General features: G+C 61.6%; 16 protein-coding genes and 2 pseudogenes. 16 read left to right on the forward strand and 2 right to left on the reverse strand.

Annotated features, from left to right (window positions below):
* Positions 1 to 110: 110 nt before the first annotated feature.
* The 7 genes and pseudogenes from EN861_RS32595 to EN861_RS32625 form a co-directional block, all read left to right on the forward strand.
* Complete coding sequence (locus EN861_RS32595; protein WP_127280293.1) at positions 111 to 332, forward strand: helix-turn-helix transcriptional regulator; 222 nt, start codon at positions 111 to 113, stop codon at positions 330 to 332.
* 425 nt (positions 333 to 757) lie between these two features.
* Positions 758 to 1,417, forward strand: coding sequence for an ABC transporter permease subunit (locus EN861_RS32600; RefSeq protein WP_127280292.1), 660 nt, complete (start codon positions 758 to 760; stop codon positions 1,415 to 1,417).
* 12 nt (positions 1,418 to 1,429) lie between these two features.
* Positions 1,430 to 2,179 (forward strand): ABC transporter permease subunit, encoded by a 750-nt coding sequence (locus EN861_RS32605; protein WP_135867616.1) that lies wholly within the window; start codon positions 1,430 to 1,432, stop codon positions 2,177 to 2,179.
* Positions 2,180 to 2,232: 53 nt separating this feature from the next.
* Positions 2,233 to 3,081, forward strand: a complete 849-nt coding sequence (locus EN861_RS32610) for a transporter substrate-binding domain-containing protein (protein ID WP_135867617.1) — start codon at positions 2,233 to 2,235, stop codon at positions 3,079 to 3,081.
* Positions 3,082 to 3,158: 77 nt separating this feature from the next.
* Positions 3,159 to 4,412: a CapA family protein gene (locus tag EN861_RS32615; protein WP_135867618.1), complete on the forward strand. Its 1,254-nt coding sequence runs from the start codon at positions 3,159 to 3,161 to the stop codon at positions 4,410 to 4,412.
* A gap of 74 nt (positions 4,413 to 4,486) precedes the next feature.
* Entirely contained in the window at positions 4,487 to 4,960 is a 474-nt protein-coding gene (locus tag EN861_RS32620) for a helix-turn-helix transcriptional regulator (protein WP_245512159.1), read from the forward strand.
* Between the two features lie 299 nt (positions 4,961 to 5,259).
* Positions 5,260 to 5,598, forward strand: a pseudogene (locus EN861_RS32625) (DUF1403 family protein); the annotation flags it as partial.
* A 154-nt stretch (positions 5,599 to 5,752) separates the two neighbouring features.
* Here EN861_RS32625 and EN861_RS32630 read toward each other — a convergent pair.
* Complete coding sequence (locus EN861_RS32630; RefSeq protein WP_127279672.1) at positions 5,753 to 6,334, reverse strand: amino acid synthesis family protein; 582 nt, start codon at positions 6,332 to 6,334, stop codon at positions 5,753 to 5,755.
* Between the two features lie 163 nt (positions 6,335 to 6,497).
* On the opposite strand from EN861_RS32630, the gene EN861_RS32635 reads away from it, so the two are divergent.
* From EN861_RS32635 to EN861_RS32675, 9 genes and pseudogenes are all read left to right on the forward strand, one after another.
* Positions 6,498 to 8,297: a helix-turn-helix domain-containing protein gene (locus tag EN861_RS32635; RefSeq protein ID WP_127279673.1), complete on the forward strand. Its 1,800-nt coding sequence runs from the start codon at positions 6,498 to 6,500 to the stop codon at positions 8,295 to 8,297.
* Positions 8,298 to 8,473: 176 nt separating this feature from the next.
* Complete coding sequence (locus EN861_RS32640; protein WP_127279674.1) at positions 8,474 to 9,451, forward strand: flavin reductase family protein; 978 nt, start codon at positions 8,474 to 8,476, stop codon at positions 9,449 to 9,451.
* Between the two features lie 22 nt (positions 9,452 to 9,473).
* Positions 9,474 to 10,985 carry an aldehyde dehydrogenase gene (locus EN861_RS32645; protein WP_135867621.1) on the forward strand — a complete coding sequence of 504 codons (1,512 nt, stop codon included), beginning with the start codon at positions 9,474 to 9,476 and terminating at the stop codon, positions 10,983 to 10,985.
* Between the two features lie 28 nt (positions 10,986 to 11,013).
* The gene (locus EN861_RS32650) at positions 11,014 to 12,090 is read left to right on the forward strand and encodes an LLM class flavin-dependent oxidoreductase (RefSeq protein ID WP_135867622.1); all 1,077 of its coding nucleotides are present in this window, start codon (positions 11,014 to 11,016) and stop codon (positions 12,088 to 12,090) included.
* A gap of 2 nt (positions 12,091 to 12,092) precedes the next feature.
* On the forward strand, positions 12,093 to 12,920 hold the full coding sequence (locus EN861_RS32655) for an alpha/beta hydrolase (RefSeq protein ID WP_127278742.1): 828 nt from the start codon (positions 12,093 to 12,095) through the stop codon (positions 12,918 to 12,920).
* Between the two features lie 264 nt (positions 12,921 to 13,184).
* The gene (locus EN861_RS32660; RefSeq protein ID WP_135867623.1) at positions 13,185 to 14,018 is read left to right on the forward strand and encodes a transporter substrate-binding domain-containing protein; all 834 of its coding nucleotides are present in this window, start codon (positions 13,185 to 13,187) and stop codon (positions 14,016 to 14,018) included.
* Between the two features lie 54 nt (positions 14,019 to 14,072).
* On the forward strand, positions 14,073 to 15,047 hold the full coding sequence (locus tag EN861_RS32665) for an amino acid ABC transporter permease (protein ID WP_127278740.1): 975 nt from the start codon (positions 14,073 to 14,075) through the stop codon (positions 15,045 to 15,047).
* The gene (locus EN861_RS32670) at positions 15,044 to 15,787 is read left to right on the forward strand and encodes an amino acid ABC transporter ATP-binding protein (RefSeq protein ID WP_127278739.1); all 744 of its coding nucleotides are present in this window, start codon (positions 15,044 to 15,046) and stop codon (positions 15,785 to 15,787) included. The genes EN861_RS32665 and EN861_RS32670 overlap by 4 nt, the downstream gene beginning before the upstream one ends.
* 119 nt (positions 15,788 to 15,906) lie before the next feature.
* A pseudogene (locus EN861_RS32675) lies at positions 15,907 to 16,538 on the forward strand (tyrosine-type recombinase/integrase).
* A 128-nt stretch (positions 16,539 to 16,666) separates the two neighbouring features.
* Here the strand turns inward: EN861_RS32675 and EN861_RS32680 are convergent.
* Positions 16,667 to 20,041: an adenylate/guanylate cyclase domain-containing protein gene (locus tag EN861_RS32680; RefSeq protein WP_189343788.1), complete on the reverse strand. Its 3,375-nt coding sequence runs from the start codon at positions 20,039 to 20,041 to the stop codon at positions 16,667 to 16,669.
* Positions 20,042 to 20,372: the final 331 nt, after the last annotated feature.

Consider the following 20,372-nt stretch of genomic DNA (forward strand, 5'->3'; position numbering starts at 1 on the left):
GATTGCGCCGAGCGCCCTAAAGCTAAGTCGCCAAGCAAACTCCGAATCCATCACTCTATAGTCACTATAGTGACTGGTAAAGGGGGAGGTTTGCTTGTCGCTATGCGCGCATGCGCCTTGCGGAGATTTTTGGAGCAAACGTTCGAAGGGTCCGGCAGGAGCGCGGCATGACCCTGGAATCTCTGGCAACCGAGGCTGGCCTTGCGTACAGCTACATGGGCGGCATCGAACGAGGACAAAAGAACCCTTCTCTCAACGTGGTGGAGAAGATCGCGAAGGTGCTGGGCAGCGATCCGGTCACATTGCTTTGCCGGTCTCCGACGTCAAAATAGCCGGATACCATACTCGGCCAGATCAAATGGCGACGACAGCTCCCAAGTGATCGTCAGGCTGGCAATCTGCGCGGCGCCATCTAAGGGCATCGCCCGACGTCGAGCTCATTCGATCTCCGAATTCTAGCTGATAATTCCATTTGAAGCTGGGAGGCGAGGTTGCTCGAGCCTCAGTGCGACGCTGCGGCGGTCAAATCGGATGGCCCGTCAGAGTGCTGATTGCGTATATAACCAGCCGTTATAGCTCAAATTCTGAAAATTATAGATTGAATGAATAGGCCTTGTCAGTAATCTAGGCGAAATCCTGCAAAATTGTTGCAAGATATCCCTTAGTAGATTTCGCAATCTTTGGCCATCAGCCGTAGATCTGCCGCGTGGGCAGGCGCGGCACACATTGCGAAATTGCGCATTGATGGAAGAGTCTCATGGGCGGTTTTGCTGCTCAATTTGCTGCCGCCTTCATGGTTACCGTAGGCCTTGCTCTTGTTAGCGGCTTCCTCGGCACCGTATTCGGCCTGCTGTTGGCCATCTCGAAAGGCACGTCTACGGCCCGTTTCAGAAGTCTCGTGACGGCTTACACGACTGTGGTTCGGGGCGTTCCAGAACTCCTCATCATCCTTCTTATCTATTTCGGGGGAACCACGTTCGCCAGCAAGCTCGCTGGCAGGTATGTGGAGGTGAACTCTTTCACCGCAGGGGTCATCGCGCTTACTGTTGTCTTCAGCGGCTATGCGACCGAAGTTTTCCGCGGTGCGATTGCGGCGGTGCCAACGGGGCAGACCGAAGCGGCGAAGTCGCTTGGCCTGAATATCTGGCAGCGGTGGTTGTTCATCGTTGGGCCGCAGATGCTGAGGCTGGCGCTGCCCGCCTATGGCAATCTTTGGATATCGCTCTTCAAGGACACGGCGCTGGTCTCTGTCGTGGGCCTGACCGACATCATGCGCGTTGCCTATGTCGGCGCCGGATCCTTGCGCGCGCCGTTAACGTTCTACCTTGCGGCATCCGCTTTCTATCTCTCCCTGACGACGATCACCCTGCTGTCGATCCGCTTCGCGGAGCGGCGATATCCTGCATTCGGTCGATAGAAGGGCAACGCTATGAACTTCGATTTGATGTTCGACGCCGTCCTGGTTCTGCCCTCAGGCATCGGTCTCACCTTGATCCTGACAGTCCTTTCACTGACGGCAGGATTTCTTCTGTCGGTACCGCTGGCGTTCGCCCGCGCGTTTGGACGCCCGAGCCTCTCTTTCGCTGTTCTGGCCTATACCTATGTCATCCGCGGTACGCCCATGCTGGTTCAGCTCTTCTTGCTCTATTATGGTTTGAGCCAGATCGAGGCGGTGCGCGCCAGCGTCTTCTGGGTGATCCTTAAAGACCCTCTTTGGTGCGCCCTTTTTACCTTTTCGCTGAACAGCGCGGCGCACACCACCGAAATCCTGTGCCGCGGTCTCCAATCCGTGCCGAACGGCGTTATTGAGGCCGCCAATGCGCTTGGCCTGAAACGTTTGCAGATCGCCCGGCTTGTCACCTTTCCGATCGCTTTCCGGATTTCGCTTCCGGCTTACGGAAACGAGGTCGTGGGGATGATCAAGGGCTCGTCGCTGGCAAGCACCGTAACGCTGCTTGAGATAACCGGCATGGCGCGACAGATGGTGTCGGCCACCTTCGCGCCCTACGAGATCTTCATCGTCGCAGGAGCGATGTATCTCGCGCTCACGACGCTCGCCGTGAAAGCCACCCAGTTCCTGGAACGGCGGCTTTCGACTGAAGGCACTTCAAAGCAAAGACGCAAGGCGCGGCTCCGTCCGACCTTGCCTCACCACGAGATCACGACACTCGTGCCGTGACGCCGCCGCCTTAAGGCTGGCTTCCCATCCAAACCCAAACAAAGAGGTGTCCCATGCGCATGCCCTTGGCTATTGCCATTTCTGTCGCGTCCTTGATCCCAGCATTGCCCGCCCGTGCCGATAGCGAGCGAACGATATCTATCGCCACCGAAGGGGCGTCGCCGCCCTGGGACGGGACAGACGCGGATGGCAAGCTTTACGGCTACGATGTCGATGTCGGTCTCGAACTGTGTAATCGCATCAAAATCAAATGCAGCTTCGTGGCGCAGGATTGGGACGGGATCATTCCTGCGCTACTGGTCGGGAAATACGACGTCATCATGTCAGGGATGGCGATTACCGAGAAGCGCAAGCAGCAGATCGAATTCTCCAGCCCGTACGCCAGCGGCTACAACCAGTTCGTTGTCCGCAAAGAGCTTGGGCTCGATGCCGGCGACACCAAAGAGAAGGTCAACCTCTCCTCAGTCGGAAACAAGGAGAAGGCAACCATCGAGCGGCTCAGGTCGACCCTCAGTGGCAAAGCCATTGGTGTCCTCCGTTCATCGAACTCCGAGGCTGTTGTGAAACAACTCCTCGGCGATGTCGTGACCATTCGCAGCTATGACAGTCTCGACAATTTGAAGCTCGACCTTACCGCGGGGCGCGTCGACGGTGGCCTCGCCGACTATTTCACATGGCGCGATTTCCTGGAGGCGCCTGGAGGGTCGGTTGCGGTATTTTTCGGACCGCAGCTGAATGGTGGTCTCTGGGGTCCGGGTGTGGGCGCCGGTATGCGCAAAGACGATAGCAAACTGCTGACCAAGTTCAATGCGGCGCTCGACGCCGCCACCAAGGATGGCACCATCAAGGCGTTGAGCCTCAAGTGGTTCAAGACGGATATTTCTCCGGCCCTGCCAAAATAGCCCGGCCCCGCGGCCGACTTCGATGTGGTGCTGGCCGAGTGTTGGCGCCAGACCTTCACGACCATGAGGCGAGTTCCATGAAAGACCCATTTTGCGCGGTCGTAACCGGCCAATCATTGATTACGCATGACATCCGTCATGTTCAAGACGAGCGGTTCGCGGAGGTTGTACGCTTCTTGCAGCAGGGTGACGTCGTCTTCACCAATTTCGAGTCGACGATCCTCGGCAAACATGGTGGTTGGCCGACCAAGGGCAGGTATTTCGGCTATTCCAGGGCTGAGGTGCTGGATGCATTGCAGGATATCGGTTTCAACGCGCTTGCCTTGGCGAACAACCACGCGTTCGATCTTGGTGCTGGCGGTGTTCTCTCGACGCTAGAGGAAGTGCAAGCGCGAGGCTACCTGCATGCGGGCATCGGGGTCGATGCGACCGATGCCCGCAAACCGGGTCGCCGCCGGCTAGGTAAACGCGACGTCGCCCTTCTTGCGATCGATGCCGGTCCCGGTCCGTCCAGCATGTATGCCGAGAACCACACGGCCTTTCGTCCGGCTCGCCCTGGCGTCAACCGGCTCAAGACCGTTCGGAAAATCGGGGTGCCTGACGGGCATTTCAGGCGATTGGCACGGCTTGGGGGCCATTTGCAAAGCTCTCCCTTCGAACTGACCAATTATGCGCAGCCGGAGGATCCGCCGGAGGTGGCCAGCGACAGAGAGCTCAATTTCTACGGCACCGTATTTACCCAAGCTGCCAACTTCGGCCGCATGGTCGAAGTCGATCAGGCAAGCGCGAGCATCCATTTGTCCGCCATCCGTCAGGCGGCAGCGCAAGGCGATTTCGTTATCGCCTACCTGCACCATCATCATTGGGAACCGGGTTGGCAGGATGTACCGCGCTGGGTGCAGGCCTTTGCTCGCACATGCATTGACGCCGGTGCAAACCTTTTTGTCAGTCACGGCGCCCCCGTCCTGCAGGCGATCGAAATCTACAATGGCTCGCCAGTTTTCTACGGTCTCGGAAATTTCCTCTTTCATGTCCATCCTGACGAGGGCGAGTGGGATCCTCCGGAAGTCTGGCAAAGCATTGTCGCTGCTTGCCGCTATGAGGCGAATGGAAACCTTGAAGGCATCGACCTTCTGCCCGTCGTGATCGGCGAGATAAATGAGCGCCCAGCATCCGAAACGGGAAAATTGGTTCCTGTCCCCGCCGGCGGACGCGTGGCGCGAGATATTCTCGAGGGGTTCGCAAGCCGTTCACGTGCCTTCGGTACCGGGATCGAAATATCGGAGTACTCAGGCAGGATAGCAGTTCCGCCTGCACGAAAATTCGGCTGACATCGACACAAAGACCCAGAACCGACCGCGACGGATTTTCTACCCAATGACCTGTTGGAGCATCGGACGCGTTGTTGAAGCCGAAACGCACTAGCCCGTCCCGGGCGGCGCAAAAACCAAAGATCGGGCGTGACCCTCACCCCGCTGATGTGCACGTCGGCAGGCAGATCGCAACGGTTCGCGTGCAGTCGGACGTATCCCAGGTTCAGCTTGCCCGATCGATAGGCATCACGTTTCAACAGCTCCAAAAATACGAGAACGCTAGGAACCGGGTGAGCGCGTCCATGATCTACGAGATTGGGAAGTCACTGGGCGTCCCCGTCAGCCGTTTTTTCGAAGGCCTCCCGGCGAAGGGTGAGAGCGGCCATGAGGCTTCACGCCTACGAACGGATGAGCGCATTGGTTTCATTGCCAGCGCAGAAGGTCGACGCCTGATCGAGCGTCTTGTTCGACTTCCTCCGCGGGTGCGTACCCGCGTGTCCGCCCTTGTCGCCGCAATCGGGGAAGAATGGACCGTCCCTCAATACGATCAAGAGCAGGCAGACTGACGGCGAACTGGTGCCTGCCAAACGCAAGATGGTTTGACCGCCGGTTGGGGTACGGTTCGATTACGCCGACCGTGCGTTTTGCGCCTCCCATTCGGCCAAATAGTCGCTTCGGAGGCCCCATAAAACAGACACTTCGTCTGTTAGCGCCAACAGAGAACTCTCACCGATACGATGTCACGCCAGCGCAACTAAATAGCTGATAAGGCAACATTATCATTCGTTTTGTCGCGCCTACAAGCTGTGCGTTTTGATGCGAAAATGATGGCACAAAGCGCACGGCCGCTTTACCCTCCAAACACATGATTCGCCTCGATCCCGCGACCGCAAGATCCGCCGCCGCGCCCCCGACCGTTCCGGGCTGGGCGCTCGAGGTCAGTGGCGCTCCGCATGAGGCAGACGCTGCCTTCAGGGCCGGCGCCGCGCTGGCTTCTCTCGACAGCCTCGCCCGCGCGCAGCCTGCCTGGGCCGGCGCCTGGCGCCAGCGGCTGGGGCTCAAATGCGCCGCCGCTGCCGTGCGCCTCGCTGGCCGGACGGAAGACGAGGCGGCGCTGCGCGATGCTTGGTATCTGCGCCAGCCCGGCGACGATCCAGGCCCCGCCGGCACTATCCTGGCCGCGTGGAAGCGCCTCGCCTCCCGCTCGTCGCATGTCCGACGTTTTTTGCCGGCCGGAGCGCTGACTCGAAGGAGAGGTGAACGGCGGCTTTGCGCCTGATGTCGGCCTTTGAGGCCAGCTGCGCCGATTCTCGAAAGCGGACATCATCGACGACAGCGCAGGGGATGCGGCGCAAGCATCACATCGCTGCTTCCTGCTCCATCTCTTTCATGTCCTGAAAGCGGTCCGCAATCCGTGGGTGAACCCGTCCGCCGTCTGCGGCGCCAATGGCCACGACGATCTCGTCGGCAGCCGGTCCGTCGGCGATCTGGAAGTTGGCGGTGATGAAATGCGAGCGGCGGCCGTTCTCGCTCTTGTGCATCATCGGCAGCGACAGCAGCGCGCCAGGCGCGTTGCGTGTGTTGCAGAATTCGAGATAGGTCGTGCCGCCGACGGCGTCGCGGAAGACATTGCCGAAGCGCAGCGTGTGGATCATGGCCGAGGCGTGCTCGATCTCGCCGGCGGTTCCGACGGCGGCCGCCTTGCCGTAGCTTTCGATACGTTCCGCCGGCATCAGCCCAATCAGGCGGCGCGTCAATTCCTGCCCGAGTCGGGGTGCGATGGCGACAATCTCTGGCCGCAAATCCTCGACGAAGCCGCGCCCGGCCCATGGATTGCTCAAGACGGCGGCGACGACGATCGATGTCACCGGCCTTGCGGCCGCCCTGCTGCCTTCGAAGTGCACTTCCTCGATGAAGGTACAGATCTTCCGCAATTCCATGATTTGGCCTCTTCAGTGAAAGCTCAAATCTAGTAGGCGCCGATCGGCGGGTATTCCTCCGGTTCGTAGGAAGAATCGGCGTGCGCCCCGCTTGGAAGCGGTGTAGCGTTGGTACATCCGCGACGGCTAAAATTCGCCCTTCGCGAGTGGCGGAAGATCAGGCGTGGACCACGAGTCGCAAATTCTCTCCTTGCGGGACGCCGCCAGCCTCATCAATTCGGGCGGCGATCTCCAGTCCGTGCTGCGCGACCTCGTGCTGGCGGCCTGCCGTCATGCCAAATGGACGCTGGGCTCGATCATGGGCATCGATGCCCCGCATGGCCACGCCTATGTCATCGTGCGCCACGATCCGACGCTCATTCACCGCACGCTGCCCGACCGCTGGGAACTGGCCACCAGTCCATCGATCGTCGCGCTCAACCGCAATGAGCCGGTTTATATCAGGGACGCGCGGGTGTCGGAGGAGTTTCCGGGCTATCGCCGCGAGGCCTTCGAGCGCGACTACCGCAGCGTGCTCGTAATGCCGATGAACTGCGTCGACGAGGACGGCCGGCCGATGGTGCTGACCGTCGTCTCGCGCGAAATCACCGAAGTGACGGCGGAGGATATCGCCTTCATCGGCATGATCGTGCATCTGGGCGAGATCGCGGTCGAGAAGCAGCATCGGCTGCGCCAGGAGAAGCAGGCCGGCGAACGCCTGCAACGCGCGCTTTCGGCGCACACCTCGCTTCTGCAGCAGGCCTTGTCGGACGGGTCGGTGGTCTCGCTCGCCGAAAAGGTCAGCGAGCTTCTGCCCAATCCGGTGGTGGTGATCGATTTCCATGCCAATCTGGTCGTCGCCGGTCGTTCCCCGAGCGAGGCGCATTTCGACATCGCCTCCTGGCAGCAGGCGGTGAGCGGAACGCTCAGCCGACAGATCTTCAAGATAGCGCGCGGCGCGTCCGACGGGCGCCACGCCGAGACGCTGTTTGTCGATGACGGCAAGCGCCAGCTCAAGCTCTCGGTGCGCATCGAACCGCTCACCATCGACGCCGAAGTGGTTGGCGCGCTGATGATTTTTCCGACGCCGCAGGCATCGGGCCAACTCGACCAGATGCTGCTCGACAGCACCAAATTCGCGCTCAGCGTGCAGATGATGCGCAGCTTCGTGCGCTTCCGTTTCGAGACGCGTTCGTTGACCGAGCTTTTCCTGGAGGTGGCGGAGCGCCGCTGGCGCGACGAGGCCGACATCGTCAATCGCGCCCGCCGGCTTGGGCTCGACTTGACCGTTGCGCAGAAGATGATCGTCGTCGATCTCGCCGAGCAGGTGAAGGATGGTGCCATCGGCCTTGCCGATCCGCATCATGCGCTCGTGCGTCTCTTGCAGCAGGCAGGCATTGCCGGCACGGCAATCGCGGTGGAGGATGGGCTTGTCTGCCTGGTTCCTGCCGATGCCGGGCAGGACGGCGCGCGCTTCGCGAAATTGCCGCACAGGATCGCGGCCGAGCTCGGCCGCTATTTCGAGCGCGAGCCGGTGGTGGTGCTCTCCGAGGCCTGTGCCGCGCTGGCCGATTATCCGATCGCCTGGGAGCGGTGCCGCCGCATGATCCGGATCGGCCGTTCCTTCGGCCGCACCGGTGTTTTTGCCGGCCAGGATTTCGGTCCGCTGCCGATATTGGTTGCCGCCGCCGACGCTCCCGACGTGCGCGGCTTCGTCGAGGACAGTGTAGGCGCCCTGATCGCGCACGACCGCGAGCACGGCACGCCCTATCTGGACACGCTGTTTGCGTATCTGCGCGAGGGCTGCCGCAGCCAGGCCTGCGCCGACGCCATCGGCCTGCACGTCACCACCTTGCGCTATCGCCTGTCGCGCATCGAGGAACTGTTCGGGATCCGTCTCGACAAGCCCGAACAGCGCTTCGCGGTCGAACTTGCGATCCGTCTCAGCGGCATCATCGACAGCCGCGTGCCGGCAGCCCGCTAGACTCCCTTGACCCCGCCACCCCTGTAGCGACACGGCAGCCACCGCAAGCACAGGCTTGTCGCACCTGCATTTGCTCGGGATAACAGCAGCACGCCGCGCCATCTTTCCTACAGACCGGAGGAAGAACGCCGGCCGGCTCCTGCCTAGCTTTCCATCCGACACTTAGGAGGAAAGCAATGGCGGACGCGGTGGCACAAAGGACGATCGATCCGATCGCCTTGCGTCGTGCCTTCGGCACCTTCGTCACCGGCGTCACCGTCATCACCACGCGCGACTGCGACGGCAATCCGCGCGGCATGACCGCCAACTCCTTCACCTCGGTCTCGCTTGAGCCGCCATTGCTCCTGGTCTGCGTCGGCAAGGCGGCGGCGAGCTTTCCCGCCTTCAACGAAACACGGTCCTTCGCAGTCAATTTCCTGCATGAAGGCCAGGTCGATGTTTCTTCAGTGTTCGCGTCCAAAGCGGCGGACAAATTCCAGTCGGTCAACCATGACCGCGCCCACACTGGCGCGCCGATCCTCACCGACAGCCTGACATGGTTCGACTGCACCGTTCACAACCGCATCGAGGCCGGTGACCACATCATCCTGATCGGCCAGGTCCAGGCTTTCGGCACCAGCCCATCGGCGCCGCTCGGATTTTGCCGCGGCCGTTACGCCAGCGTGAAGGATCCGCTGCCTACCGGCTGGCTGGCCTCGCAGGACATGATCATCGGCTATCTGGTCGAAGCCGGGAACCGCATCCTCTTGCGCAGCGACGGCAAGGGACGCTGGGTGCTGCCGACGGCGCGGCGCCGCAAGGCCGACAGCCAGCTCGTCCTCGATGGCGGCGATGCGCTGAGCCTCGTCCCTGAAAACACCTTCCTCTATTCGGTGTTCGACGTCGCCGACAGCGACCCGGGTTATCTCATCTACCGCGCCGAACTGAGCCGTGAGAGCGCTGAAGCCGCGCTGCCGGATGGCCACGCCTTCTTTTCCGTCGACACGCTGCCCTATGAGCGGATCGCCACGCATGAACTGCGCGCCATGCTGCGCCGCTATGCGCGCGAGCGCCAGGACAAGCGTTTCGGCATCTACATCGACACCGGTGACGGCGGCCGCGTCGCCATGATCGACGGCCAGTCGCAATCGTGGACGCAGGCCGCGTCCGAATAATGCTCCACGCAGGACAGACAGTATGAAAACGACGGTCGGATCGCTCGAAGGCTCGCGCCAGAACCTGTTCATCAACGGTGCGTTCTTGGCGCCGAAAGGTGGGCAGTACATCGACAGTTTCGACCCGACCACCGGCAAGCCCTGGTATCAGTTCGCCGAGGCCGGTGCCGAGGACGTCGGCGCGGCCGTGGCGGCAGCGCGCGCTGCCTTTGCCGCTCCAGCCTGGCGGCGCATGACCCAGACCGACCGCGGCAGACTGGTGCACCGGCTGGCGGAGCTGGTGCTCGAGCACGCCGACGAGCTGGCGCTGATCGAGACACGTGACAATGGCAAGCTGCTCAAGGAAATGCGGGCGCAGATGCGCGCCATGCCCGACAGCTACACTTATTTCGCCGGGATGGCCGACAAGCTGCTTGGCGACACGATTCCCGTCAACAAGCTCGACATGCTCAACTTCAACCTGCGCGAGCCGATCGGCGTCGTCGGCATGATTACGCCATGGAACTCGCCGCTGATGCTGCTGACCGGCACGCTGGCGCCATGCCTTGCGCTCGGCAACACGGTCGTCGTCAAGCCGTCCGAGCATGCCAGTGCTTCCACGCTCGCTCTGGCCGAGCTGATCATGGAGGCCGGCTTTCCCGCCGGCGTGGTCAATGTCGTCACCGGCACCGGCGCCGTGGCCGGGGACGCGCTGACGCGGCATCCAGGCATTGCAAAACTCGTCTTCACCGGTTCGACGGCGACGGGCCGTCGGATTGCTGCCAATGCGGCGGAGAACCTTATTCCCTGCTCGATGGAGCTCGGCGGCAAGTCACCGCATGTCGTCTTCGGCGATGTCGACATCGACCATGCCGTCAACGGCGTCGTCTCCGGTGTCTTCGCGGCGGCGGGGCAGACCTGCGTCGCCGGTTCGCGCTGTTTCGTCGAGGCCAGCGTCTATGACCGTTTCGTCGAGGCGCTGGTCGAGCGCACGAGGCGCGTGCGGGTCGGATTGCCGACGCTGGAAGAAACCGACATCGGTCCGCTGGCGCTGTCGGCGCAGCTTGCCAAGGTGGAAACCTATGTCGCCTCGGGCGTGCGCCAGGGCGCCAGCATCGCAGCCGGCGGCAGGCGGCCGCAGGCGGCCGAGCTTGCCGGCGGCTGGTATTTCGAGCCGACCGTGATGACCAATACCGATAACGGCATGGACGTCATGCAGGAAGAACTGTTCGGTCCTGTCGTCGGCGTCATGCCGTTCTCGTCGGAAGACGAGATGATCCGTCTCGCCAACGACACACGCTATGGGCTCGCCTCCGGCATTTGGACGCGGGACATCAACCGCGCGCTGCGCTTCGCCAGGAATGTCGAGGCCGGCACCGTCTGGATCAACACCTACCGCGCGTCCTCCTTCATGTCGGCCAATGGCGGCTTCAAGGAGAGCGGCTATGGCCGGCGCGGCGGCTTCGACGCCATGGAGGAGTTCTCGCGCCTGAAGAACGTCGTCATCGACTATTCCGGCGCCATGCAGGACCCCTTCGTTATCCGCCTTCGCTGACCAAACCCGACGCACTGGGGAGACCGACATGAAATTCGCCGTTTCGCTGACCATGGAGCGCTTCTCGCCCGACATGCCGATGTCGAAGGTGAAGAGCAATCTGCTCGACCTGGCGCGCCTGGCCGACGAGGGCGGCTTCGAGACGCTGTGGACGGCGGAGCATCACACGATCGAATGCACGATCTCGCCCAACCCGCTGATGACGCTGACCTGGCTTGCCCAGCATACCGAGCAGATCCGGCTCGGCACCTCGACGCTGGTCGCGCCCTACTGGAGCCCGATCCGGCTGGCAGGGGAGGGGGCACTTTGCGATCACCTGACCGGCGGGCGGCTGGAGTTCGGCATTGCGCGCGGCTCCTACCAATACGAGTTCGACCGCATGGCCGGCGGCATGCCGCAGCAGGAAGGCGTTGCCTATCTGAAGGAGTTGGTGCCGGCGGTGAAGAAGCTGTGGGCGCAGGATTATGCCCATGACGGCCACTACTGGAAGTTCCCGCTCGCCGCCGGCGTGCCGAAGCCGCTGCAGAAGCCGCATCCGCCGATCTGGGTGGCCGCGCGAGACCCTGGTACTTTCGACTGGGCGGTCGGCATCGGCGCCTCGATCCTGTCGACGCCCTTGTCGGCGCCGGCGGCCGAGATCGCCGTGCTCGGCGAGAAATTCCGCAAGGCCGTCGCCGATCATCCAGAGGTGCCGCGCCCGCGCCTGATGATGCAGCGGCGCACCTGCGTCTACGAACGGGCGCAGGACTGGGAGATCGCGGTCGGGCATGCCATCGACTACGGCCGCGCCTTCGAGAACCTGTTCCAGAACATCGGCACCGTGCAAAACGGCTTTCCCGAAGCCGTCCCCTACGAGAGCGTCAAGGGCAAGGACAACTACAATCCCGAGAACATCCGCCGCAACCTGATGTTCGGCACACCGGACGAGGTGATCGAGAAACTGCTCGACTATGAAGCGGCGGGCGTCGACCAGTACTGCCTCGGCCTGACCTTCAACCTGCCGTTCGAGCTGCAGAAGAAGACGATCAAGCTGTGGGTCGACGAGGTGATGCCGGTTTTTGCCGCGCGCGAGCGCGACAGGGCGCGTCAGGCGGCGAGGGCGTGACCATGGCGCGCTCCGGCCAGCTCGATGTCGAGGGCGTGCTGCTCAACTGGCGCCTTGAGGGTGAGGGCGGCGTGCCGTTGGTCTGCATCCATGGCGTCGGCTCCTATCTCGAAGCCTGGAATGGCGTGGCGGGCCAACTGAGAGATCGCTTCGCGGTTCTCACTTTCGACCTGCGCGGCCATGGCCGCTCTAGCCGGGTCAAGGGCCGCTACGAGATCGACGATTTCGTCAAGGAGACGCTGGCGCTGGCCGACCATGTCGGGTTTGCCGCCTTCAATCTGGCCGGCTTTTCACTGGGTGGCCTGATCGCGCAGCGCCTGGCGCTGACGCATGCTGAGCGCCTGCAAAAACTGGTGCTGCTGTCGACGGTCGCCGGCCGCACGCCTGAGGAGCGGCACGCGGTGCGTGGCCGGCTGGCGGCGCTGATGGCGAGCGACGGCTCGGCGCATCATGCAGCCTCGCTGTCGCGCTGGCTGACGGAGGATTTCCAGGACAAGAACCCGGTCGTCATCGCCGAGTTGCGCCGGCGTGACGCCGAGAACGACCGCGACTGCTATGCAGCGGCCTATCGCGTTCTGGCCGAGACCGATTTCGGCGGCATTCTCGACCGCGTCACCTGCCCGACGCTGATCGTGACCGGCGAGGACGATCAGGGTTCCAGTCCGCGCATGGCACGGCTGATGCACGAACAGGTGCAAGGGTCGCAACTCGCCATCCTGCCCGGACTTCGCCATTCGATCCTGATCGAAGCGCCGGCTCGGGTTGCCACCGTGATGGGCGATTTCCTGCTGGACGCTGACCGCGGGAAAGGGGTCGCCGCCGATGAATAGCAGCCTTCGCGATGCGGCAGAGAATGTCGGACAGCAGGTGCTGTACGAGGGCTCGCAGGCAACAGGCCGGGACCTTCCCTGTGATCGGGGGAACGGCGACGGCAAACATCCTCCGCGACATCGGAAGACCGGACCGGCCGCGACGTCGCTAAATCCGCGTGCCTAGGGAGAGGACGCCGACCTGGTCGGCACGAAATTGCGACATCACGACCGGCTGAACGGAAGTGACAGCAAGGGACTGAACAACAACAGGGGAATACGCATATGACAATCTGGAACAGACGACTCGTAACGATGGCCGCGGCGGCGCTTGCGCTTGGCGCATATCCTGCTCACGCAGGCGCGGTGCTCGACCGCGTGATGGCGGCCGGCACGCTCAACGTGGCGACCGATGCCAACTGGGCGCCGCAGTCCTTCGTGAATGCCAGCAACGAGCTGGACGGCTTCGATGTCGACGTCGCCAAGGCGATCGGCAAGCACCTCGGCGTCAAGGTCGAGTTCATCACGCCCGGCTGGGACATTATCACCGCCGGCCATTGGGCAGGGCGCTGGGACATGCATGCCGGCTCGATGACGCCGACCAAGAAGCGCGCCGAGATCTTCGATTTTCCGGCAGTGTACTATTACACACCGGCGGCCGTTGCCGTGCACAAGGACAGCAAGGCCAAGACGCTGGCCGACCTCGACGGCAAGGTGGTCGGCGCCACCAGCACCTCCACTTTCGAGGCCTATGCCAAGAAGGATTTGACGCTCGACGCCGCCGGCGCGCCGCCATTCGAGTACAAGCTCAACCCGAAGGAGGTCCACTCCTACGAGAATTCGACGACCGCCTTTGACGACCTTCGCCTCGGCGACGGCGTGCGCCTCGACGCGGTGGTCTCTTCACTGCCGTCGATCCTCGATGCCGAGAAGGCCGGCTACCCGATCAAGCAGGTGGGCGATCCGGTCTTCTACGAGCCGCTTGCGATCGCCATCGAACGCGGCGATCCCGAACTCTCCGCCAAGATCGCCGACGCCGTGAAAGCGATGAAGGCGGACGGCACGCTGAGCAAGCTTTCCGAAAAGTGGTACGGGCAGGATTATTCGAAGACAAACTAGCTTCTCAAAAGGCGGCCTGCCCCCGGCAGGCCGCCGAACAGCCGGTGCTCAAAAATGCTCTATCCGGATACCGTCGAAGCCGAAATCCTCGTCCACAAACCTTGGTTCGTGGCGACGATGTTCGGCGTCGTTCTGCTGCTCTTCATGGCTTTCAACATGTCGGGCACCAGCTTTGCCGAACTGATGCGCCCGGTGATCGGCGAACCGTCGGTGAGTGGCTTCTACGGCCGCTTTGCGATTGCCTTCGCCATAGCGGTGATCTTCACCTTGAACGTCGTGCTGATCGGTTTCGCGCCGCTCAAGTTCCAGATCGGCATCGTCTGGCTCGAACTGCTGCTCCTGTTCATCGCCTTCTTCGAGACGTTCCATCTCAGCCTGCCCTTCATCAGGGAGAAGCTGCCGTTCCTGATCAGCCAGGGCGTTGTCACCACGCTCTACGTCTCGGCGATTTCCATCGTCATCGCCTCGGTCATCGCGGTCGCCGGCGCGGTTGCCAAGCTTTCCAGCAATGGTTTCGCTTACGCCATCGCCAGCTTCTACACCTCCTTCTTCCGCGGCCTTCCGCTGCTCATGCAGGTGTACCTGATCTATCTCGGCTTGCCGCAACTCGGCTTCGTTATCAACGCGGTGCCTGCCGGCATCCTGGCGCTGTCGCTCTGCTACGGCGCTTACATGACCGAGATCTTCCGCTCCGGCATACAGAGCATCGATCGCGGCCAATGGGAGGCGTCGCGCTCCATGGGCTTCGGCTTCACACTGACCATGCGCCGCATCATCCTGCCGCAGGCGCTGCCGGTCATCATTCCGCCGACGGGCAATCAGTTCATCTCGATGCTGAAGGATTCCTCGTTGGTCTCGGTCATCGGCGTGTGGGAGCTGATGTTCCTGGCGCGCACGCTCGGCCAGAAGACCTTCCAGCACATGGAGATGCTGATTTCGGCCGCCATGATCTACTGGATGCTGTCCATCTGCCTCGAACTGATCCAGGCGCGGATCGAACGGCATTACCACAGGAGCAAGGCGCGATGAGTGCTCAGGCCATCATTGAAGCCAAGGCCGTCTCCAAATGGTACGGCCAGTTCCACGCGCTGAAGGACATCAACCTGACGGTCCACAAGGGTGAACGTATCGTCATCTGCGGCCCATCTGGCTCGGGCAAGTCGACACTGATCCGCTGCTTTAACCGCCTCGAGGCGCATCAGTCCGGCGACATCGTCGTCAACGGCGTTGCCCTGCATGGCAAGATGAGCGATGTCGCCGCCGTGCGCTCCAACGTCGGCATGGTCTTCCAGCACTTCAACCTGTTTCCGCACATGACGGTGCTGATGAACTGCATGGCCGGCCCCATGTGGGTGAAGGGCGTGACAGAAAAAGAGGCGCGCAACACCGCGCTCAAGTTCCTGGAACGGGTCCGCATTCCCGAGCAGGCTAACAAGTTCCCCATCCAACTGTCCGGCGGCCAGCAGCAGCGCGTGGCGATCGCCCGCAGCCTGTGCATGAAACCCGATGTCATGCTGTTCGACGAACCGACCTCAGCGCTCGACCCGGAAATGGTCTCCGAGGTGCTCGAGACGATGACGGGGCTGGCGCGCGACGGCATGACCATGGTGTGCGTGACGCATGAGATGGGCTTTGCCCGGGCGGTGGCAGACCGGGTCATCTTCATGGACGCCGGCCAGATCGTCGAGGAGGGCACGCCCGACGAGTTCTTCAGCCGCCCTTGCCATGATCGAACGAAGTTGTTCCTCAGCCAGATTTTGAAGCATTAGCCTTCCTGGAAATGGCTGCGTTTCGACCTGAAGTTCGGGAAACGGAAGGTCCGCTTTCGGCCCTCAACGGTCTACCTGCGTTTTCTCCGGTGGCCAATCATGGCCTAAGGAGAAACGAAATGGGACACTCGTGCTACGACCTTGCCACCTCCGATCGCCGCGCATGGAATGCAGGCAAGAAGGTTGGAACGAAACGCCCTCTGAAACCTCGACAGATATGGGCGATACGCTTCTTTCTCGATCGGGAAAGGCGTCTGCGAGACAGAGCGCTCTTCGATTTGGCGATCGACAGCAAGTTGCGCGGCTGCGATCTCGTCAAGATCAAAATCGGCCATCTTGTTGTAGGACCTGAAATCCGAACGCGCGCGGTGGTCATCCAACAGAAGACCGGCCGACCTGTTCAGTTCGAGTTGATGAGCGACGCACGCTCCAGCCTTCTCACATGGTTGGAACGACGCGGCGGCACAGTGGATGATTACGCCTTCCGAGTAGGATCGATCCAACGGTTCACATGAGCACAAGGCAGTATGCCCGCCTCGTCGACGAATGGGTCGAGGCGATCGGCCTTCGGCCAGAGGAATACGGCACTCATTCCCTGCGTCGCACCAAGGCTTCGATCATCTACAAAGCGACGGGAAATCTGCGAGCCATCCAGATCTTGCTCGGTCATACGAAGATCGAGAACACGGTCCGCTACCTGGGAGTCGATATAGAGGACGCTCTCGAACTTGCCGAAGCAACTGAGGTTTGATCAGGAGCGGTTCCACTTCACGAGTGGAGCCGTGACCAATTTGCGCCCCACGACAGTCATACCTGCGGTCCCGTCCATTCACCAAAAGCGGACTTCGTTAAAGCGACGGCCAGAGGCAGCTTAGCGACTCAATCGGCCTGCTCCTCGGATTGTTCGGCCGGCTGGTTAGAAGCCAATGTCAATGTACTACATAGAATTTTAGTGGCCTCTCTGATGACCGCAGTTTCTAGGCCTTCAGCGACCTCCCCGACCTGAAGCAGATTCCGATATTCAGGTCGGGCCTCTTGCCCCGAGTTTGCCGAGACCTTTGCCAACTCGGTTGCCGCACGAACTGCCAACCAGCGAGCGCGCTGTCTTATTGCGGTTTGACAGGCGTCAGCCAAGAGCTCCATCCCTCGATTCACATCGATCTTGGCAACTAAACAACCCTGAATGCGCTCCACCTCGGCTTGCGCCCATCTCTCGTTCGTCTGGTCCATGACCTCCATGGCATTCGCGATCGCTACGAGTCCCTGCTCGATCCGTCCATGCCGGAGACAAATGTCCGCCATCGATGAATAGAAGTGCGGCAAGTGAAGCTCAGACCCGGTGGAGCGCCATCGCCTTACGCCCTCGCGCAGCATGTCCAGCCCTTCGTCGGGCGTGTCGCCACCAATAGCCCAACCGAGGAGAGCGCGCGCACCCCCTGACCAGGACGCCAGTTTGCGCTCATCAGCCAAGAGCAGCATCCGCTCAGCGATCTGACGGCATTCGGCCGGCTCATTGCGAAAGCGTCTGGCAACGCCGAGGTTCATCAGAGTGAACGCCAGATTAAGCGGATGATCGAGCCGCTCCGCAGTTGCAACCGCTGCTACACAATTCGCAAGCCCGGACTCGACCTTCGCCGCAAGCAGCTGCGCCAAGCCCAGGTAAGTGCGACAGATCGAAAAGGCGTCCTCTCCGAATTTCGCGACATCAAAATCCTTATCAGAGGTCGCCCAGGTATCGATGCCAGCCTGGGCTTCCCGTGCGGCGTCCTCTATCGCGCCGAGATATAGATAAGACGTGGCGAGCGCCCGATGCGCCAACGTCGCTTCCTCGAGATTTCCCCTGAGTGAGGCGTCGACAAGGAGTTGCTGGGCTAAGTCTCGGCTCCGCTGCAAGTCAGGCCGGTCAAGATAGAAGTTCCAAAGCGAACGCCGGACGAAAAAAAGGTTGGAGGTGCGCCCCGTTGATCTACAAAGCTCCTCGGCACGAAGAAAGTTTGCTTCAACCTTCTCGGATGCATATCCGGCCGATGCGTTGAGTGGAACACCCATTTCAAGCCGGACGTCGAGCTCAAGCTCATTTGTGTCGTCCGTTTTGGTTGCCGCTCCGAGGGCCTCCAGCGCACGGGCGAAATGCGCGACTGCCTCTGGGTTGGCGTATCGTGCCGCGGCGACGCGACCGGCATGGCGAAAGCATTCAGCTGCTTCGCGGTATCGCCTTGCAGCCATGAGATGATGTGCTACCAATTCCGGTTCAACGTTCAACTCCGAAATGAGTTTGTCGGCCAGCCTGCTGTGCACGTCCTGGCGCACCGTCTTCAACATACTATGGTATGCGGCATCGCGAACCAGCGCGTGCTTGAAAGTATATCGTGCGTCCGAGCCTCTGCCGCGGCGGAAGACGAGCTCGGCATGGACAAGCTTGTCGAGGGCATCTTCCAAGGCAGCGGCGCTGAGCGGTGTCACCGACCGAAGGAGCTCGTAGCGGAACTCGCGGCCGATGCAGGCGGCCATCTGCGCGACTTCCTTGACTGGCTGCAACCGGTCGAGGCGAGCCATCAGCGAATCGTGCAGCGTCAGCGGAATGTCGAGATCTGCGAGTCTTGCCTGATCATTGAATACGGTGGCACGATCGAGAACGCTCTTTGTTAGCTCTTCAATGAAGAGCGGCACACCATCTGTCGTTGCGATTATCTTGTCTACAAGGATGGGCGGCAGCCGCTTTTCGCCAGCAAGCTTCTCGATGAAAGAGGTGGTCTGTTCACGACCCAGGCGGTTAAGCGCCAGCTTCGTGACAATGGGATGCCCAACAAACCCATGTTCGAAGGTCGGTCTCGTGGTCACCATCATCATGACCCGAGCGTTCTGAATCCGGTCGACACACTGATTCAAAAATTCGAGCGTAGTCGCATCGATCCAATGAATGTCCTCGATCACGAACAACAAAGGCTGCAGGGCGGCAGCATCAAGGACGTCGTCTGCCAAGGCATCAAGCGTCCGCGCTCGCAGCTGCTGTGGGCTTAGCCCCTTAAGCGCATCACTTTGGGGGTGTGGGAGATCGAGCAGAGAAGCAAGAAACGGTACCGACCGGCACTCTGGACCTTTCGCGCGCTCGAGAGCTCTTAGCTTCTCGCTGTCGCTGGCAGATTCCGCAATCCCTACTGCATGGCGGAGCTGCTGGATTGCCGGATAGAGCGGAGTGCCCGAGTAGTAGGGCGAGCACTGATAGACGACGCGCGCGTGCCCCCCCTGCGAAACTGCGTCTATTAAGGCTCGGGTGATCCGTGATTTCCCGATGCCCGCCTCGCCGCTGAGCAGAACGAGCTGGCCTTCGCCTCTCTTCGCTTGCCCCCAACGCTCAAGAGCGAGTCGGAGTTCGAGATCTCTTCCAATCATGATTTGAGGAGCGCTGGAGGCGCGCGCCTCGTAGCGCGTCTCGACGGCCCGCTCCCCAACCACCAGAAAGGGCGAGACCGGTGCCGAAATTCCCTTAAGTTCGATGGAACTCAGCTTCTCAACCGCGAATACTCCGCCGAGCAGCTTTCTAGTGCTTTCTGACACTACTACACATCCCGGTTGGGCGAGCCCTTGCAGACGCGCGGCTAGGTTCGGCGTATCGCCGACAACTGCCTCCTCCTGAGCTGCCCCTTCGCCGATGAGATCCCCGACGACTACCAGCCCCGTGGCGATGCCGATACGCGCGGCAAGCGGCTTGCCGCTCGGCGCTCTTAGACCAGCGGTTGCGGACGCAGCGGCCAGACCGGCGAGCACCGCGCGTTCTGCATCGTGCTCGTGCGCCCGCGGCCAGCCGAAATAGGCGAGCACGCCGTCGCCCATCAGCTTGGCAACGCTTCCCTCGTAACGGGTGATCTCTCGCGACACCGCCTGTTGGTAGGCCAGCATCACCTCGCGCGTATCTTCAGGATCGAGCTGCTGCGACAGCTCGGTCGAGCCCACGAGATCGACGAACATAACTGTCAGCTGCCGCCGTTCGACGCGCCGCGCCGCAGCTTCTTCGATCGGCTCCGACGCGGTCGGTTTGGCAAGCGATGCAGCCGGTGCCGCCGTGCCCTTCTTTTCGACGAGCGAGGCAATGGCGTCGAGCAGCTTCCGCCGATGCCCTACAGACTTGACCCCGAGGGCTGCCAGGTCCTCGCCCGTCAGGCTGAGAAGCACTACGGCATCGATGTCATTATCACGGAAGGCTTGAGCGTATTCGCCCAATCCTAGGCTTACCAGCCATGCAACTACATCCACGCCCTCTTTCTCCCGACCAGTCGCAAGCAGAGCAGGATTATACCTCAAGTCGGCTGCAAGCGCTGTGCCGAGTTCATTTTGCAAAGTTCGTTCGGGTCACGACTTCCCGATGTCGACCGCTGGTGGAGGTCCCGAGAGGGTCAAGTTACGACATCGGATCTTGGAGGTTGAAGGTCCGCTGGCGCTCTTCCCTGTCCGCAAGCGGACTTACTGCTCCCGGCCCAAGGCCGCCAGTCTGCTTCGCGCCTCAAGCCGGACCGAGAGACCAGCTTTGCCTGTTCTGAAAGCCGACGTTCAGGCGACCGCTCCGGAGGTCGCGGTCACGCGCAAG

The sequence above is a fragment of the Mesorhizobium sp. M8A.F.Ca.ET.218.01.1.1 genome (assembly GCF_004791165.1).
GTDB lineage: Bacteria > Pseudomonadota > Alphaproteobacteria > Rhizobiales > Rhizobiaceae > Mesorhizobium.

What these genes read in the sequence shown, in the direction of transcription:
- EN861_RS32630 (WP_127279672.1), bottom strand. Translation starts at nt 6,334, where the DNA reads ATGGAATTGCGGAAGATCTGTACCTTCATCGAGGAAGTGCACTTCGAA.
- EN861_RS32650 (WP_135867622.1), top strand. Translation starts at nt 11,014, where the DNA reads ATGAAATTCGCCGTTTCGCTGACCATGGAGCGCTTCTCGCCCGACATG.
- EN861_RS32615 (WP_135867618.1), top strand. Translation starts at nt 3,159, where the DNA reads ATGAAAGACCCATTTTGCGCGGTCGTAACCGGCCAATCATTGATTACG.
- EN861_RS32645 (WP_135867621.1), top strand. Translation starts at nt 9,474, where the DNA reads ATGAAAACGACGGTCGGATCGCTCGAAGGCTCGCGCCAGAACCTGTTC.
- EN861_RS32660 (WP_135867623.1), top strand. Translation starts at nt 13,185, where the DNA reads ATGACAATCTGGAACAGACGACTCGTAACGATGGCCGCGGCGGCGCTT.
- EN861_RS32595 (WP_127280293.1), top strand. Translation starts at nt 111, where the DNA reads ATGCGCCTTGCGGAGATTTTTGGAGCAAACGTTCGAAGGGTCCGGCAG.
- EN861_RS32640 (WP_127279674.1), top strand. Translation starts at nt 8,474, where the DNA reads ATGGCGGACGCGGTGGCACAAAGGACGATCGATCCGATCGCCTTGCGT.
- EN861_RS32655 (WP_127278742.1), top strand. Translation starts at nt 12,093, where the DNA reads ATGGCGCGCTCCGGCCAGCTCGATGTCGAGGGCGTGCTGCTCAACTGG.
- EN861_RS32600 (WP_127280292.1), top strand. Translation starts at nt 758, where the DNA reads ATGGGCGGTTTTGCTGCTCAATTTGCTGCCGCCTTCATGGTTACCGTA.
- EN861_RS32610 (WP_135867617.1), top strand. Translation starts at nt 2,233, where the DNA reads ATGCGCATGCCCTTGGCTATTGCCATTTCTGTCGCGTCCTTGATCCCA.
- EN861_RS32605 (WP_135867616.1), top strand. Translation starts at nt 1,430, where the DNA reads ATGAACTTCGATTTGATGTTCGACGCCGTCCTGGTTCTGCCCTCAGGC.
- EN861_RS32670 (WP_127278739.1), top strand. Translation starts at nt 15,044, where the DNA reads ATGAGTGCTCAGGCCATCATTGAAGCCAAGGCCGTCTCCAAATGGTAC.
- EN861_RS32665 (WP_127278740.1), top strand. Translation starts at nt 14,073, where the DNA reads ATGCTCTATCCGGATACCGTCGAAGCCGAAATCCTCGTCCACAAACCT.